The sequence below is a fragment of the Mycobacterium sp. Root265 genome (assembly GCF_001428895.1).
Taxonomy (GTDB): Bacteria; Actinomycetota; Actinomycetes; order Mycobacteriales; family Mycobacteriaceae; genus Mycobacterium.
Genome location: NZ_LMJA01000006.1, coordinates 1 through 14,334, shown reverse-complemented (window position 1 = coordinate 14,334; position 14,334 = coordinate 1). Strand labels below are relative to the sequence as shown.

Genomic DNA, 14,334 nt, shown 5'->3' with positions numbered 1-14,334 from the left:
GGTCAACATGTTCGGCCACTGGTTGCACTTCTGGACCAATGCTGCGCGATCTGGACGCGCGTGGAGTAGCGTCAGCCCTCCCTGGAGTGTTCTGGCGGTCGGGAGTGAGTTCCTTGCCAACGAAAACTGTTGAGGGAGCCGGTGTCGAGCAGCCCCTCGACGCCATTTTCATAGGAGTCGGTCGTGCGTATTGTGGTGGATTTGAATCGGTGCCTCGGATACGCGCAATGCGTGCCCCTGGCACCTGAGGTACTTCAGCTCAGCGGCGAGGAAGCGTTGACCTACGACCCGAATCCCGATGAGTCTCAACGTCAACAGGTCGCGCGGGCGGTGGCTTCCTGCCCGGTGCAGGCGATCATCGCCGAGATGGATCCCCCCACGGATCGGGTGACGCTGTGAGGTCGCTGATCGACGACCTGGTCCGGACATTCAAAGCCGAGGGCCGGATCGTCATCGTCGGGGCATCGCTGACGGGCTTGCGCGCCGCAGAAGCCCTGCGAGACGAAGGATTCACCGGATCACTGACCATCATCGGTGACGAGGTGCACGAGCCCTACGACCGTCCGCCGCTGTCCAAGCAGGTGCTCAAGGGCTGGGTGCCGGCCGGCAACACCAAACTCCCTCGGCTGCGTGCCGTCGACGCCGACTGGCGGCTGGGCGTCGCGGCCACCGGACTGGACCGCGACAACCGGGTGGTGTTGCTGGCCAACGGCGACACGGTGCCCTATGACCGGCTGCTCATCGCCACCGGTGTCCGGTCGCGGGCCTGGTTCAACCCCGAGGAAGCGAAACTCAAAGGTCTGTTCACACTGCGTACCAGCGGCGACGCCGCCGAGTTGCAGCAGGCGCTACAGGCGGGGCCCAAACGGGTGCTGATCGTCGGCGCCGGCTTCATCGGCTCCGAGATCGCCTCGGTGTGCCGGGAACTCGGACTCGAGGTGACGGTCGCGGAACGGTCCAGCGCGCCGCTGGTCGGCCCACTCGGTGGGGTGATCGGAGACATCGCCGCCAAAATGCAACGCGATGCCGGAGTGGACCTACGGACCGGGGTGGCCGTCGAGGCGCTCAAAGGCGACGCGGATGGTCACGTGCGGCAGGCTCAGCTCTCGGATGGCACCCTGCTCGACGTCGACGTGGTGGTGGCGTCGCTGGGATCGATCCGCAATGTCGAATGGTTGGAGGGCGCCGAGCTCGCCAGCGGATTCTGGGGTGTGGCCTGCGATGCGGGGTGTCGGGCGTTCGACATCAACGGGGTGGTGACCGACAACATCTTCGTCGCCGGCGATATCGCACGGGCGCCACACGTGCTCTACGAGTACCAGTTCATGGCCATCGAACATGTGGACGCCGCGGTGCTCGGCGCGAGGACCGCGGCGCACAACATGGTCAACCTCGAGAGGGCCCGCCGCCCGCACCTGCCGTTGCCGCAGTTCTGGTCCGGCCAGTTCGGGGTGAACATCAAGGGCGTCGGCGTGTGCTCGTTCGGTGATGAGATCGTGTTCACCCAGGGTTCGGTCGAGGATCTGCGTTTCGCCGCGGCATTCGGTAAGAACGGCCGCATCGTCGGCGCCATCACCTTCAACCACGGCAAGTGGCTGGAGTACTACGCACGTCTGATCGAACAATCGGCGCCGTTTCCGCCCCCGCCGCCAGGATATGACGTGCCGGCGAATGCGGAGCCGATGTCGGCCCGATTCCCGGATCCACGCGAGCCGACCGGGATTCCCGATGTCGTGCTCACCGGCCACGACCCGACATCGCGGGGTGCCGAATTCCGCCCCAAAGCCCGCCGCTAGAAATGGGAGCCCAATGACCACCGCTGCTGCCAGCGCCTGGACCGAGGCGATGCGCTACGAGAACCGGCACGATCCCTACCGGTTCTTCGACGAGTTGCGCAAGACCCCGGTCGTCCAGGTGGCGGACAACGTCTACGTCGTCACCGGCTACCGCGAGCTGCTGCAACTCGCGCACGACCCGCATGTCAGTTCCGATATCTCGAAAAGCCCGATCTCGGCACGTCCCGACGTCGGCGCCGAACACATGCAGGCGTACGGACGCGAACCCAGCCTGATCGTGTCCGATCCGGCCAAGCATGACCGGCAACGCCGCCAGGTGATGCGGCACTTTGCACCGCCGCACTCGCCGCACGTGATCCCGAACATGGCCGCAGGCATTCAGGCACTCTGCGATGATTCGCTGAACCGGGTAGAAGCCAAGGGCAGCAGAACATTCGATGTGGTCGACGACTACGCCTATCCGGTGCCGGTCGCGGTGATCTGTCAGATTCTGGGTGTGCCCATCAAAGATGAGCCGACCTTTCACGGCTGGATTTTCGACTTCATGGCCGGCGCCGACATGGGGCCCGATGCTGCGACCGCAGAAGGGCGGGCCCGCAAGCAGAAAGGGCAGGAGAGCACCGCAGCGCTCACGGCCTACATGGCGGACCTGATTCAGGGTTTTCTGACCGAGCCGCAGGACTGCGTGCTGTCGAAGCTGGTGAACGACACGGACGGTCCGGATGGGCCGATGACACCGAAGGAAGCTGCCGCCAACGCGATGCTGTTGTTGATCGCCGGGCACGACTCCACGGTGAACACCATCGCGCACTGTGTGCTGCTGCTGTTGCGTAACCCCGAGTCGATCGAATTGCTGCGCGCGAAGCCGGAATTGATCCCCAAGGCGATCGAAGAGGTGCTGCGACTGCAGTCGGCGGTGCAGTTCTTTCCCAGCCGTAGCGTGACCGCTGATATCGAAGTGGGAGGCACCACGATCCCGGCGGGTTCGGCGGTCCACCTGCTCTACGGCGCGGCCAACCGCGATCCCGAGCGTTTCCCCGATCCGGAGAAGTTCGATATCCAGCGTCCGGACAATCAGCATGTGGGCTGGGGGCGTGGCGTGCACAGTTGCGTCGGTGGTCCGCTCGCACGCCTGGAGGTCAACATCGCCTTGGAGACCTTCCTGCGGCGTGTGGAGAATCCGCGTTTGGTGGTGGACCCACCGCCGTATCGACAGAACCAGATATTCCGCGGTCCACTGCACCTCGAAGTCGAGTTCGACCGAATCACGAACCCATAGCGGTGAAGGCCTTCCAGTTCGTCGAATGGCAACGGCCGGGCCAACTTCGGGAGGTTCCGGTGCCGGTGCCAGGGCCGGGGGAGGTGCTGGTGAAGGTCGGTGGCGCTGGCGCCTGCCATTCCGATCTGCACCTGCTGGAGGCGCCCGCTCAGGCGTTCGCGTTGCCGTTCACCCTCGGCCACGAGAATGCCGGCTGGGTCGAGACGATGGGGCCCGGCGCAACGGGTTTCGCACCCGGAGACGCGGTGATCGTCTACGGCCCCTGGGGCTGCGGCCTGTGTGTGAACTGTCGCCAGGGGCTGGAGAACTACTGCCAGGCTCCCGGAAAGCCCAGCCCCGGAGGGCTCGGCGGCGCCGACGGCGGCATGGCGGAGTACCTGCTGGTTCCCGCTACCCGCTACCTGATTCCGCTCGGCGATCTCGACCCGCGAGACGCGGCACCGCTGTCGGACGCGGGGCTGACGAGCTATCACGCCATCAAACGCTCCTTGCATCTGCTCGGGCCGGGATCCACCGCGGTGGTGATCGGAGCCGGGGGCCTGGGCCAGATGGCGATCCAGCTGCTCCGCGCGCTGGCCGGTGCGGCAACCGTCGTCGCGGTGGACACCTCCGAGGACAAGCTCAAGATCGCGCGGACACTCGGCGCCGACGAGGCGTTGGTCTCCGGCGACGGCGCCATCGCGACCATCAAGGACATCACCCGAGGCCTGGGCGCGGAGCTGGTGCTGGACTTCGTCGGTGTCGACGCGACGCTCGGCATGGCTGCGCGCGTCGCACGCGTGCTGGGCCACCTGACCATCGTCGGGGTCGGTTCGGCGGCGCTGCCGGTCAACTTCCACAGCCCGCCCCACGAATGCTCGGTCGCTGCACCGTTCTGGGGATCGATCCCCGAATTGATCGACGTCATCGCCCTGGCGCAGAGCGGAAAGATCAGCATGCTGGTCGAACATTTCGCACTGGATGAGGCGGCGCGCGCCTACGACCTGCTGCACCACGGGCAGATCAAAGGTCGCGCGGTCATCACGCCGAATGACTGAGCCTGCACCAATCACGCATGCCAATCCAGTAGCGCCCGCACGGGTCGGGGATCGGGCGTACGTTTGGCGGCACAGGCTGTACGACGCGATCCGGGTCTGACCGCACGCCCGGGCCGGAAGGGTGTGCCTAGGTGTCCCATTAACGTCTGGTCCGCGCTACGGCGCAGGTCCGGAGGTGAGCTGTCGCCGATGTGCCGGTGCGGACACAGCGCGATGTGTCACTGGGATGACACGGACGGCTGTCGCCTCGTCGATGGCATCACCGACGACGTGTGCGAGTGCAGCCGGTTTTCACCCACCGCGTCCTGATGGTGCCCTCGGTGAGATTCGAACTCACACTGCACGGGTTTTGAATCCGTTTCCTCTGCCAGTTGGGATACGAGGGCGCGAGCTACCACCTTAATGGATGCGCACAGTCATCCTTCCCGGCAGGCACTGTTAACCCCAAGCTCGCCCCGGGACCACAAAGGCGCGACAATGTGCGTCATGACCGACGCTCCCGCACCCCGCCGCGTGCTCATCGCCGAAGATGAGGCGCTCATCCGTATGGACCTGGCCGAGATGCTGGGTGAGGAAGGCTATGAGGTCGTCGGGCAGGCCGGAGACGGCCAGGAGGCGGTCGATCTCGCCGAGAGCCTGAAGCCGGATCTGGTGATCATGGACGTCAAGATGCCGCGCCGTGACGGCATCGACGCGGCATCCGAGATCGCGACCAAGCGCATCGCGCCGATCGTCATTCTCACCGCCTTCAGCCAGCGCGAACTGGTCGAGCGGGCCCGCGACGCGGGCGCAATGGCCTACCTGGTCAAGCCGTTCTCCATCACCGACCTGATCCCGGCCATCGAGGTCGCGGTCAGCCGGTTCGGTGAGATCGCCGCCCTGGAGGACGAGGTGGCGAACCTGTCGGATCGCCTGGAGACGCGCAAGCTGGTCGAGCGGGCGAAAGGTTTGCTACAGGCGAACCAGGGGATGACCGAGCCGGAGGCGTTCAAGTGGATCCAGCGGGCGGCGATGGACCGTCGTACCACGATGAAGCGGGTCGCCGAAGTGGTGCTCGAGACCCTCGACGCGCCGACCGAGGATGCCTCCGGCGCCGAGAAATGACCCTCCTGACCGACCCTGCCGGTTAAGACTGCGTTTCCGGTTCCTTCGTTTGACCGGCTAACCGGGCTGATCTGCGCAACGCGTCGTCCAACATCACGCGACGGGGCGACGGAATGGTTATGGTTTTCGGCGAAGCATCCCCGCCCCGGTCGTCCCGACCGGAACGAAGGTGCCGACCTGAACATGGAACCGGAGGTGAGACGTGCGCGGTCACGTGGCACGCAAGGCATTTGCTCTCGGAAGCGCGGGCCTGATGGCCCTGGCTATTGCCGGCTGCAATCAGAGCACGCCCGAAGAAGAGGCGTCCCAGACGAACCTCAAGATCGTGGAGAAGGTGCAGATCGACGAGAACGGCGCCGAGGTCAAGGCCGCCGAGGGCGCTGCACCCGCCAATCCCGCCGGTGACGGCAAGGCGACCTGCCCGCCGGTGTCCATCGCGATGGCCGGTGCCCTCAACGGACCCGACGCCGCGCTCGGCATCAACATCAAGAACGGTGTGCAGCTGGCCATCGACCAGCACAATGCCGCCAACCCGGGCTGCCAGGTGCAGCTCAAGCCGTTCGACACCGAGGGTGATCCGCAGAAGGCGTCCAACATCGCCCCGCGGATCGTCGAGGACCAGTACACGATCGGTCTGGTCGGTCCCGCCTTCTCCGGCGAGACCAAGGCCACCGGTGGCGTCTTCGATCAGGCCGGCCTGGTGTCCACCACCGCGTCGGCGACCAACGTGACGCTGTCGGAGAACGGCTGGAAGACCTTCTTCCGCGGGCTGGCCAACGATGGTGTGCAGGGTCCGTCGGTCGCCAACTACCTGAAGAACACGTTGGGGCACAAGAAGATCTGCGTCGTCGACGACAGCACCGACTACGGTCTGGGCCTGTCGACCGCGGTGCGCGACACGCTGGGCCCGGTCGCGGATCCGGCGTGCAACATCTCGGTGAAGAAGGGCGACAAGGACTTCTCCGCCGCGGTCACCCAGATCAACAGCGCCGCTCCGGAGTCGGTCTTCTTCGGCGGCTACTACGCCGAGGCCGCCCCGCTGGTGCAGCAGCTCAAGGACGGTGGCTTCGAAGGCACCTTCGTCAGCGCCGACGGCAGCAAGGACAACGAGTTCGTCAAGCAGGCCGGGGAATCGTCCGCGGGCGCACTGCTGGCCTGCCCGTGCGGCCCGGCGACGGGCACCTTCGCCGAGGAGTACACGGCGAAGTTCAACACCGAACCCGGCACCTACAGCACCGAGGGCTATGACCTGGGCACCATCCTGCTCAAGGGCATCGACTCCGGCGCGATCACCCGTCCGGCGCTGCTGGACTTCGTCCGCAACTACAAGGGCCAGGGTGTGGCTCGCGAATACCAGTGGACCCCCGAGGGTGAGCTCACCTCGACCCTCATCTGGATCTACGAGGTCAAGTAACCACTGAAGCGAAAGCGCGTCCGGGAGCGCATGCCTCGGACGCGCTTTCGTCTTCACACCCCCCGCACCGCGTACGTCCAGCACACGCTGAGGAGCTCACCACCGGATGAACTTGGCCGCCAACATCAACTTCAATGTCGGAGCGTTGTTCGACAGCTTCTGGCAGTTGACGATCGACGGCCTGTCGTGGGGCGCGATCTACGCCCTGGTCGCCGTCGGTTACACCCTTGTCTTCGGCGTGCTGCGGTTGATCAACTTCGCGCACTCCGAGATCTTCATGCTCGGCATGTTCGGCGCCTACTTCGCGCTCGACATCCTGCTGGGCTTCACCCCGAGCGGAAACGCCTACAACAAGGGCGTGGCGCTGACCATTCTGTATCTCGGTGTCGCCATGCTGTTCGCGATGCTCGTCTCCGGGGGCGCCGCGGTGGGCCTGGAGTTCATCGCCTACCGGCCGCTGCGTAAGCGCAACGCCAAGGCGCTGACCTTCCTGATCACCGCCATCGGCATGTCGTTCGTGCTGCAGCAGTTCGTGCTGTTCATCCTGCCCAAACTGATACCCGGCTACGGCGGTCCGAATGCGCAGCAGCCCGTCGTGCTGGTGCAGCCGAAGACCCAGTTCGAACTGTTCGGTGTCGCCATCTCCAACACCACGATCGTGATCATCGGGTCAGCGCTGGTGCTGGCCCTGCTCACCGACGTGGCGCTCAACCGCACCAAACTCGGCCGCGGCGTCCGCGCCGTCGCCCAGGACGCGAACACCGCCACGCTGATGGGGGTTTCGCGCGAACGCGTCATCATGACGACGTTCCTCATCGGCGGCCTGCTCGCCGGTGCGGCGGCACTGCTCTACACGCTGAAGGTGCCGCAGGGCATCATCTACTCCGGCGGATTCCTGTTGGGGATCAAGGCGTTCTCGGCTGCGGTGCTCGGCGGTATCGGCAACCTGCGTGGTGCGCTGCTCGGTGGCCTGTTGCTCGGCGTCATGGAGAACTACGGTCAGGCGGTCTTCGGTACCCAATGGCGTGACGTCGTCGCGTTCGTCCTGCTGGTCCTGGTGCTGTTGATCAGACCGACCGGCATTTTGGGCGAAAGCCTCGGGAAGGCGCGAGTATGAGTACTTCCACAACCGGCCCGAGCACCCGCTGGGCGAAGATCATGGACTGGTGGGACGGCCTCACCCGAGCCCAGAAATGGGTGTTCGGCATCGTGCTGTTCGCCGGGATCGCGCTCTCACCGCTGTTCACGCCGGCGTTCCTGGACACCCCGGGAATCAGCTTCGGCGGCACCATGGCCCAGTTCGCGATGGTGGCCATCATCGCGATCGGACTCAATGTCGTTGTCGGGCAAGCCGGTCTGCTCGACTTGGGCTATGTCGGCTTCTACGCCGTCGGCGCCTACACGGTGGCGTTGCTGACCAGCCCGGAAAGCCCATGGAATCAGATGGGCGCATCGGGGTTCTTCAGCACCCCGTGGGCATGGCTGTCCTGTGTGCCGATCGCGATGGCGGTGACCGCACTGAGCGGGCTGATCCTGGGTACCCCGACGCTGCGCCTGCGCGGGGACTATCTGGCCATCGTCACACTGGGCTTCGGCGAGATCATCCGGCTGCTGGCCGACAACCTGGCCGATGTCACCAACGGCCCGCGCGGGCTCAATGAGGTTGCCTTCCCGCACTTCCTGGAGAGCGAGCAGCACCCCGAGGGTGTGTTCTCGGTGTCCAACTCCGGCGGTGACGCCAACTACGGCACCTGGTGGTTCTGGCTGGGTCTCGTCCTGATCATCGGCATCCTGCTGCTGGTGGGAAACCTGGAGCGTAGCCGGGTGGGGCGCGCCTGGATCGCGGTCCGTGAGGACGAGGACGCCGCAGAAGTGATGGGCGTCAACGCGTTCAAGTTCAAGCTGTGGGCGTTCACCATCGGCGCTGCCATCGGGGGTCTGTCCGGCGCACTGTATGCCGGCCAGGTGCAGTACGTCGCGCCGCCGACGTTCAACATCATCAACTCGATGCTGTTCCTGTGCGCGGTGGTGCTCGGCGGTCAGGGCAACAAGCTCGGCGTGATCCTCGGCGCGTTCATCATCGTGTACCTGCCCAACCGGCTGCTCGGCGTGCACTTCGCCGGTATCGACATGGGCAATTTGAAGTACCTGTTCTTCGGGCTCGCCTTGGTGGTGCTGATGATCTTCCGGCCGCAGGGCCTGTTCCCGGCCCGTCAGCATCTGCTCACCTATGCCAAGGCCGCACGAGATCTGTTGCGCAGCAAGCCGGTGGACACGGAGCCGGTGAAATGACCGACGCCGAGAGCTTCGAGAACGTCGCGGAGATCGCCAGTGTGCACCGCGAGATCAAGGTCGATGAGGGCGAAGTCCTGCTGCAGACCAACGATCTGACCGTGCAGTTTGGCGGTCTGACGGCTCTGGATGCGGTGACGTTCAACATCAAGCGCGGGGAGATCCTCGGGCTGATCGGCCCCAACGGGGCGGGCAAGACCACCTGCTTCAACGCGATCACCGGCGTGTACCGGCCCAGTTCGGGCTCCGTCACGTTCGACGGATCAACGATCGGGCGCATCAAGCGACACCAGATCACCCGGCTGGGCATCGCGCGGACCTTCCAGAACATCCGGCTGTTCGGTGAGATGACAGCCCTGGAGAACGTCATGGTCGGCACCGACGCGCGGCACCACACCTCGGTGCCGGGCGCATTGTTCCGGTCGCCGCGGCACCGCCGTGAAGAGAGGTCGGCCATCGAGAGGTCGGCTGCGCTACTGCATTTTGTGGGTATCGCGCACCGGGGCGAGGAGAAGGCCAAGAACCTGCCCTACGGTGACCAGCGCCGCCTGGAGATCGCACGGGCGCTGGCCACCGAGCCCAAGCTGCTGTGCCTGGACGAACCCGCGGCCGGGTTCAACCCGAGTGAGAAGTCGGCGCTGATCGATCTGATCCGCAAGATCCGCGATGACGGCTACACCGTGCTGCTCATCGAACACGACATGCGGCTGGTGATGGGGGTGACCGACCGGATCGTGGTGCTGGAGTTCGGCCGCAAGATCGCCGACGGTCTGCCGGCCGAAATCCGCGAGGACCCCAAGGTCATCGCCGCTTACCTGGGGGTCCCCGATGACGAACTCGCCTGAGGCCGATACCCGTCCGGTGCTGCTGGAGGTGCGTGACATCGTGGTGCACTACGGCAGGATCCGTGCCCTGCACGGTGTGTCGCTGGTGGTGCACGAAGGTGAACTGGTCACACTGCTCGGGTCCAACGGCGCCGGCAAGACCACCATGATGCGGGCCATCTCCGGACTGCTCCCGCTCACATCGGGCTCGGTGTGGTTCGACGGCAAGGACATCGGCAAGGTCAAGGCTCACCGGCGGGTAACCGACGGGCTGATCCAGGCTCCCGAGGGACGCGGCGTCTTTCCCGGTATGACCATCATCGAGAATCTCGAAATGGGTTGCTACGGGCGGAAGTTCCCGACCAAGGCCGAGCACGACGAGAAACTCGACTGGGTGCTGACGACCTTCCCGCGGCTGGCCGAGCGACGCAACCAGGTCGGTGGCACCTTGTCCGGCGGCGAACAGCAGATGCTGGCGATCGGCCGGGCGCTGATGGCGCGGCCGAAGGTGCTGCTGCTCGACGAACCTTCGATGGGCTTGGCGCCCATGGTGATCTCGCAGATCTTCCGCATCATCTCGGAGATCAACAGCCAGGGCACCACGGTGCTGCTGGTGGAACAGAATGCGCAGCAGGCCCTCAGCCGATCGGACCGGGCATACATCCTGGAGACCGGCGAGGTGACCCGCACCGGGGTGGCCGGTGAACTGTTGAAGGACGACAGCATCCGGGCCGCCTACCTCGGCGTGGCTTAGCCGCCTGCCACCACATTCGACGGCATCTCACCGGCGGCGTAGCTGTCGATCTGACGGGCCGCGACCGCCCAGGCGCGTTCCTCGGACCCCGTCGTGCTGCCCGCGACATGCGGGGTGAGCAACAGCCCGGGCGCCGACCACAGCGGGTGACCGGCGGGCAGCGGTTCGGGATCGGTGACATCGAGGGCCGCCCGCAGCCGGCCGCTCTCCAGTTCCTGCACCAGGGCATCGGTGTCCACCGCGCCGCCGCGGCCGGCGTTGACTACCACCGCGCCGTCGGGTAGTTGGGCCAGGAAATCGGCGTCGATGATGCGATACGTGGACTGCGTGGCGGGCAGCACCGACACCACCGCATCGGCGATGGGAAGCAGCCCGGGCAGATCCGCGATCGTCTGCACACCCGGTCGTGCCAGTCGCCCGATCAGCGTCACCTCGGTCTCGAACGGCGCCAGCCGGGCCGCCAGGTTCTCGCCCAGGTCACCGGCGCCCAGCACCACGATGCGCTTCCCGATCAACGTGTCGGTGAACTCCGGCCGCCACACTCCGGCGCGCTGGTCCGCGCCGTAGCGCGCGAAATCCCGGTAGATCGCCAGCAGCGCGCCGACCACCCACTCGGCCGTCGAACCACCGTGCGCCCCACGCCCGTTGGACAGCACCACGCCGTCGGGCAGCAGCGGCAGCCACTGCTCGTACCCGGCGTTGAGCGTCTGCACCAACCGGAGCCGGGGCAGTTCGGTGAACCGGGCGCCCACCGCGGCGGCGCCCTCATGGCCGACGACCACCACGGTGGCATCGGTATGGCCGGACGGCCACGGATCGCCGGGCACGTAGCGAATGGCCTCGACGCCGGGTGACGCGCTCAGCGCCTTGACCCCGAGGTCGTCGGGAACGAGTACTTTGAGCGGCTGCGCGCTCATGCGGCCTTCCTTTCCAGCCGCCGGACCCGGGGGATGACGTGTTCGGCGAACCGGCGCATCTCCCGCTCGAACGGCTGGAACTGCAGCATGAACAGATCGATACCGAGGCGGCTGAACGCCACGATACGTTCCGCGACCGTGTCGTAGCTGCCGACCAGTCCTGCCGCGGTGCCGCCGTTGGTCCCGACGTGCGGATTCCTGGCGAACGTCTTGAACATCTGCGCGTGCGGGTCGGCGTTGGACAGCACCGAGTGGGTTTCGGCGGTGTCGTGGCCGGCGAGATCGAACGCGTAGGCCAGCTCATCGCGCGCCGCACCGTCGCTGTCGCGGGCGATGACGAAGGCCGCCAGGCCGTACCGGGCCGGCGACCCGGTCCTGGGCCGACGCGCCACATCGGCGATCAGCCCTCGGACATCGTCGCGGGGTTGCCCGTTGATGAACCACACGTCGGCGAAGTCGGCGGCCAGCGCCCGTGCCGGTTCGGACTCACCGCCGACGTAGATCGCGGGGCGGGTGCGGTGCCTGCCGGCGGGCCGCAGCTGATAGTCGTCCACGTCGAAATACCTGCCGTGAAACGTGGTTCGCTCACCGCGGATCAGTGAGTCCACGACGGTCAGCCATTCACGGCCGTAGGCGTAGCGCTCGTCGTGCTCCAGGAACGGCAGTCCGGCACGGGCGATCTCCGGCTGGAACCAGGCGTTGACCACGTTCACACCGAAGCGCCCGCCGCTGATCTCCTCGATCTGCAGGGCCTGCTTGGCCAGGACCACCGGGTGGTACAGCGCCGGCTTGATGGCCGTGATGATCTCGATGTTCTCGGTCACCGCGGCCAGTGCCGCACTGGCGGTCCAGGCCTCGAGTTGATCGTAGTGATCACCGGACGGGTTGACCTCGTGCTGGGCGATCAGCGTGGCGTCGAAACCCAGCCGGTCGGCTTCGACGATCTGCGCGCGGTTGCGCGCCCACGACGCATCGACCGGCTCCTGTGGATGCTGTTTGGCGCCCCAGGTGCCGTACACCAGGGCCCAGACGCCGAATCGGGCTGCGGGAGTGGTCACCCGCACGACCCTAAACGGAACCGGTATCGGTGAAAGCGGTTGCGGTCAGGCTGATTCTGGTGAACCGCCGGTCAGCGAGGGTTCTTCTCACCGGCGGTCACCGCGATCGGCAGCCGGTTCTCGGCCGGGGCCACCGGGCAGGTGGCGTAGTCGGTGAACGCGCACGGCAGGTTCGCGGACCGGTTGAAGTCGAGGTGCACCGCGCCGTCGGGTCCCGGGGCGGGTACCGCCACGGAACGGACGCCCGGGTAGGTCGTCACGCCGCTGGTGGCGTCGGTGAACAGCGCTGTCAGCGCGCCGCCGGGCTTGCCGAAGACGACCAGCTGTTGTGTCACACCGTCGATCTCGAAGGCGACGACACCGACAGCGGTGTGGTGGTGCTGCAGACCGTCCACGACGGCGCCGGTGGTGACGGCCTTGTGCTGCGGGTAGGCCGTGAACGTTCCGGGCACCACCCACTGCTCACTCGGTGGATACGTCGGGATGCCCCGGTAGCTCGCCAGGTGCGGCGACTTCGGATCGTGCACCCGCAACGCCACCGACCCGGTCCGCCGGATCACCTCGATGCGCCGCGGCCCGTCCTCGACGAGCAGTCCCGGCGCACCCTCCACCGGTTCCAGCCGTTCCGTGCCCGGCACCCCTTCGATGTAGACGGCCTCGGGGTCCGCGCGCCAGCGGCCGGGCAGATCGGCAACGGCCTCGAATTCATCTGTCAGCCAGTGCAAACCGGTCAGGCTGACCCAGCCGAGCGGGTCGGCGAAGTAGCTTTCCCGCTCCTGGTGCCACTGCTGCCAAGCGGCCTCGAACGTCACGGTGTCAATAGCGGGCATGGTCGAACTCCCTCGGTTCCGGTCGGTGTCGTGCGCAACGACACCGTGCCTCCGTTCATTCCCGGGTCCGTCCAGTTGACCACCGGGTGTGGGCAGGGTGCGCACCACCTGCGGCGGTTACGCAGGCAGAAAGTGGGAAGCTGCAGCGGGTTTGGCGTTTATCTCGACGTGAATTTATCCGCCGCGGCGATCTGACGGGGGATTCGTCTCGGCCCGCCCACCGGCGCTCCCGATCCCCGCGTGGAGCGCCGTAACCTCGGGCAGATGACGAAATGGGCTACCTGGCACCAGGAGTACGACGACCCCGAATCCGATATCTCCCGCAGGTTGCGTCATGTTCAGCGCCGCCTCGCCGACGGTCTGGACAATGCGCCGGCCGGTCCGATTCGGCTGATCAGCCTCTGCGCGGGCGAGGGACGCGACGTGATCGGGGTGCTCCCGACGCATCCCCGCCGCGACGACGTGACCGCGCGACTGGTCGAACTCGACCCGGGTATCGCGGCCACGGCGCGGGCCGCCGCCGAGCACGCCGGGCTGACCGGGGTAGAGGTGGTCACCGGCGACGCCGCAGCGGTCTCCGCCTACGCCGGGCTGACGCCGGCCGACATCGTGCTGGCCTGCGGCATTTTCGGCAACGTCGTCGACGAGTACATCCAGCGCACGATCATCGGGCTGCGGCAGCTCGCCAAGCCGGGCGCGACCGTGCTGTGGACCCGCTCGCGCCGGGAACCCGACCTGACACCGACCATCCGCACCTGGTTCACCGAGGCCGGGTTCAGCGAAATCGGTTTCGACTACGAAGACGGCACGGACTTCAGCGTCGGGTCCCAGCGGTTCGACGGCGAGACAGCACCTTTCGAGCCGGACACCCGGCTGTTCGAGTTCCGAAAGCGCATCGACGCCTGACGCGGCTATCTGGCGACGATGACTGAGGATCCGTGGCCGAAGAGGCCTTGGTTGGCGGTGACGCCGACGGTGGCGTTTTCGACTTGGCGGCCGGTGGCTTGGCCTTTGAGCTGCCAACTGAGT

15 protein-coding genes and 1 tRNA gene are annotated in these 14,334 nt (G+C 66.4%); 11 read left to right on the top strand and 5 right to left on the bottom strand.

Translation table 11 applies throughout. From position 1 onward, the window contains the following. The first annotated feature begins 183 nt into the window (after positions 1–183). Genes ASE48_RS08235 through ASE48_RS08220 form a run of 4 tightly spaced genes read left to right on the top strand, consistent with a single transcriptional unit; the run spans position 184 to position 4,112 of the window. On the top strand, positions 184–399 hold the full coding sequence (locus ASE48_RS08235) for a ferredoxin (RefSeq protein ID WP_057166584.1): 216 nt from the start codon (positions 184–186) through the stop codon (positions 397–399). Next, the gene (locus tag ASE48_RS08230) at positions 396–1,796 is read left to right on the top strand and encodes an NAD(P)/FAD-dependent oxidoreductase (RefSeq protein WP_057166583.1); all 1,401 of its coding nucleotides are present in this window, start codon (positions 396–398) and stop codon (positions 1,794–1,796) included. Before ASE48_RS08235 ends, ASE48_RS08230 begins: the two co-directional genes overlap by 4 nt. Positions 1,797–1,809: 13 nt before the next feature. Then, positions 1,810–3,075 carry a cytochrome P450 gene (locus ASE48_RS08225; protein WP_057166582.1) on the top strand — a complete coding sequence of 422 codons (1,266 nt, stop codon included), beginning with the start codon at positions 1,810–1,812 and terminating at the stop codon, positions 3,073–3,075. Positions 3,076–3,077: 2 nt separating this feature from the next. Then, on the top strand, positions 3,078–4,112 hold the full coding sequence (locus ASE48_RS08220) for an NAD(P)-dependent alcohol dehydrogenase (protein WP_057166581.1): 1,035 nt from the start codon (positions 3,078–3,080) through the stop codon (positions 4,110–4,112). 309 nt (positions 4,113–4,421) lie between these two features. On the opposite strand, the gene ASE48_RS08215 is transcribed toward ASE48_RS08220, so the two are convergent. Then, positions 4,422–4,498 (bottom strand) — tRNA-Leu (locus ASE48_RS08215). Between the two features lie 91 nt (positions 4,499–4,589). Between ASE48_RS08215 and ASE48_RS08210 the strand changes: the two genes are divergently transcribed. The 6 genes from ASE48_RS08210 (at position 4,590) to ASE48_RS08185 (ending at position 10,500) form a co-directional block, all read left to right on the top strand. Next, the gene (locus tag ASE48_RS08210; RefSeq protein ID WP_057166580.1) at positions 4,590–5,216 is read left to right on the top strand and encodes an ANTAR domain-containing response regulator; all 627 of its coding nucleotides are present in this window, start codon (positions 4,590–4,592) and stop codon (positions 5,214–5,216) included. A gap of 202 nt (positions 5,217–5,418) precedes the next feature. Continuing rightward, a complete protein-coding gene (locus ASE48_RS08205) occupies positions 5,419–6,630 on the top strand; it encodes a branched-chain amino acid ABC transporter substrate-binding protein (protein ID WP_057166579.1) in 1,212 nt (403 codons plus the stop codon). A gap of 106 nt (positions 6,631–6,736) precedes the next feature. Further along, entirely contained in the window at positions 6,737–7,747 is a 1,011-nt protein-coding gene (locus tag ASE48_RS08200; RefSeq protein WP_057166578.1) for a branched-chain amino acid ABC transporter permease, read from the top strand. Continuing rightward, a complete protein-coding gene (locus tag ASE48_RS08195; protein ID WP_057166577.1) occupies positions 7,744–8,922 on the top strand; it encodes a branched-chain amino acid ABC transporter permease in 1,179 nt (392 codons plus the stop codon). Before ASE48_RS08200 ends, ASE48_RS08195 begins: the two co-directional genes overlap by 4 nt. Beyond that, on the top strand, positions 8,919–9,767 hold the full coding sequence (locus tag ASE48_RS08190; protein ID WP_057166576.1) for an ABC transporter ATP-binding protein: 849 nt from the start codon (positions 8,919–8,921) through the stop codon (positions 9,765–9,767). Before ASE48_RS08195 ends, ASE48_RS08190 begins: the two co-directional genes overlap by 4 nt. Next, complete coding sequence (locus ASE48_RS08185; protein ID WP_057166575.1) at positions 9,751–10,500, top strand: ABC transporter ATP-binding protein; 750 nt, start codon at positions 9,751–9,753, stop codon at positions 10,498–10,500. The genes ASE48_RS08190 and ASE48_RS08185 overlap by 17 nt, the downstream gene beginning before the upstream one ends. Here the strand turns inward: ASE48_RS08185 and ASE48_RS08180 are convergent. From ASE48_RS08180 to ASE48_RS08170, 3 genes are all read right to left on the bottom strand, one after another. Beyond that, complete coding sequence (locus ASE48_RS08180) at positions 10,497–11,417, bottom strand: 2-hydroxyacid dehydrogenase (protein WP_057166574.1); 921 nt, start codon at positions 11,415–11,417, stop codon at positions 10,497–10,499. The two genes, ASE48_RS08185 and ASE48_RS08180, sit on opposite strands and share 4 nt — an antisense overlap. Next, positions 11,414–12,475, bottom strand: a complete 1,062-nt coding sequence (locus tag ASE48_RS08175; protein WP_057166688.1) for an LLM class flavin-dependent oxidoreductase — start codon at positions 12,473–12,475, stop codon at positions 11,414–11,416. Before ASE48_RS08175 ends, ASE48_RS08180 begins: the two co-directional genes overlap by 4 nt. Before the next feature lie 71 nt (positions 12,476–12,546). After that, entirely contained in the window at positions 12,547–13,305 is a 759-nt protein-coding gene (locus ASE48_RS08170; RefSeq protein ID WP_057166573.1) for a DUF1684 domain-containing protein, read from the bottom strand. A gap of 264 nt (positions 13,306–13,569) precedes the next feature. Here ASE48_RS08170 and ASE48_RS08165 point away from each other — a divergent pair, with 264 nt between their 5' ends. After that, a complete protein-coding gene (locus tag ASE48_RS08165) occupies positions 13,570–14,211 on the top strand; it encodes a class I SAM-dependent methyltransferase (RefSeq protein ID WP_057166687.1) in 642 nt (213 codons plus the stop codon). A gap of 5 nt (positions 14,212–14,216) precedes the next feature. Here ASE48_RS08165 and ASE48_RS33380 read toward each other — a convergent pair. Further along, positions 14,217–14,334, bottom strand: a 118-nt coding sequence (locus ASE48_RS33380) for a hypothetical protein (protein ID WP_235570949.1), incomplete at its 5' end; no start/stop codon positions are given.

What these genes read in the sequence shown, in the direction of transcription:
- ASE48_RS08225 (WP_057166582.1), top strand. Translation starts at nt 1,810, where the DNA reads ATGACCACCGCTGCTGCCAGCGCCTGGACCGAGGCGATGCGCTACGAG.
- ASE48_RS08210 (WP_057166580.1), top strand. Translation starts at nt 4,590, where the DNA reads ATGTGCGTCATGACCGACGCTCCCGCACCCCGCCGCGTGCTCATCGCC.
- ASE48_RS08200 (WP_057166578.1), top strand. Translation starts at nt 6,737, where the DNA reads ATGAACTTGGCCGCCAACATCAACTTCAATGTCGGAGCGTTGTTCGAC.
- ASE48_RS08195 (WP_057166577.1), top strand. Translation starts at nt 7,744, where the DNA reads ATGAGTACTTCCACAACCGGCCCGAGCACCCGCTGGGCGAAGATCATG.
- ASE48_RS08190 (WP_057166576.1), top strand. Translation starts at nt 8,919, where the DNA reads ATGACCGACGCCGAGAGCTTCGAGAACGTCGCGGAGATCGCCAGTGTG.
- ASE48_RS08185 (WP_057166575.1), top strand. Translation starts at nt 9,751, where the DNA reads ATGACGAACTCGCCTGAGGCCGATACCCGTCCGGTGCTGCTGGAGGTG.
- ASE48_RS08180 (WP_057166574.1), bottom strand. Translation starts at nt 11,417, where the DNA reads ATGAGCGCGCAGCCGCTCAAAGTACTCGTTCCCGACGACCTCGGGGTC.
- ASE48_RS08170 (WP_057166573.1), bottom strand. Translation starts at nt 13,305, where the DNA reads ATGCCCGCTATTGACACCGTGACGTTCGAGGCCGCTTGGCAGCAGTGG.
- ASE48_RS08165 (WP_057166687.1), top strand. Translation starts at nt 13,570, where the DNA reads ATGACGAAATGGGCTACCTGGCACCAGGAGTACGACGACCCCGAATCC.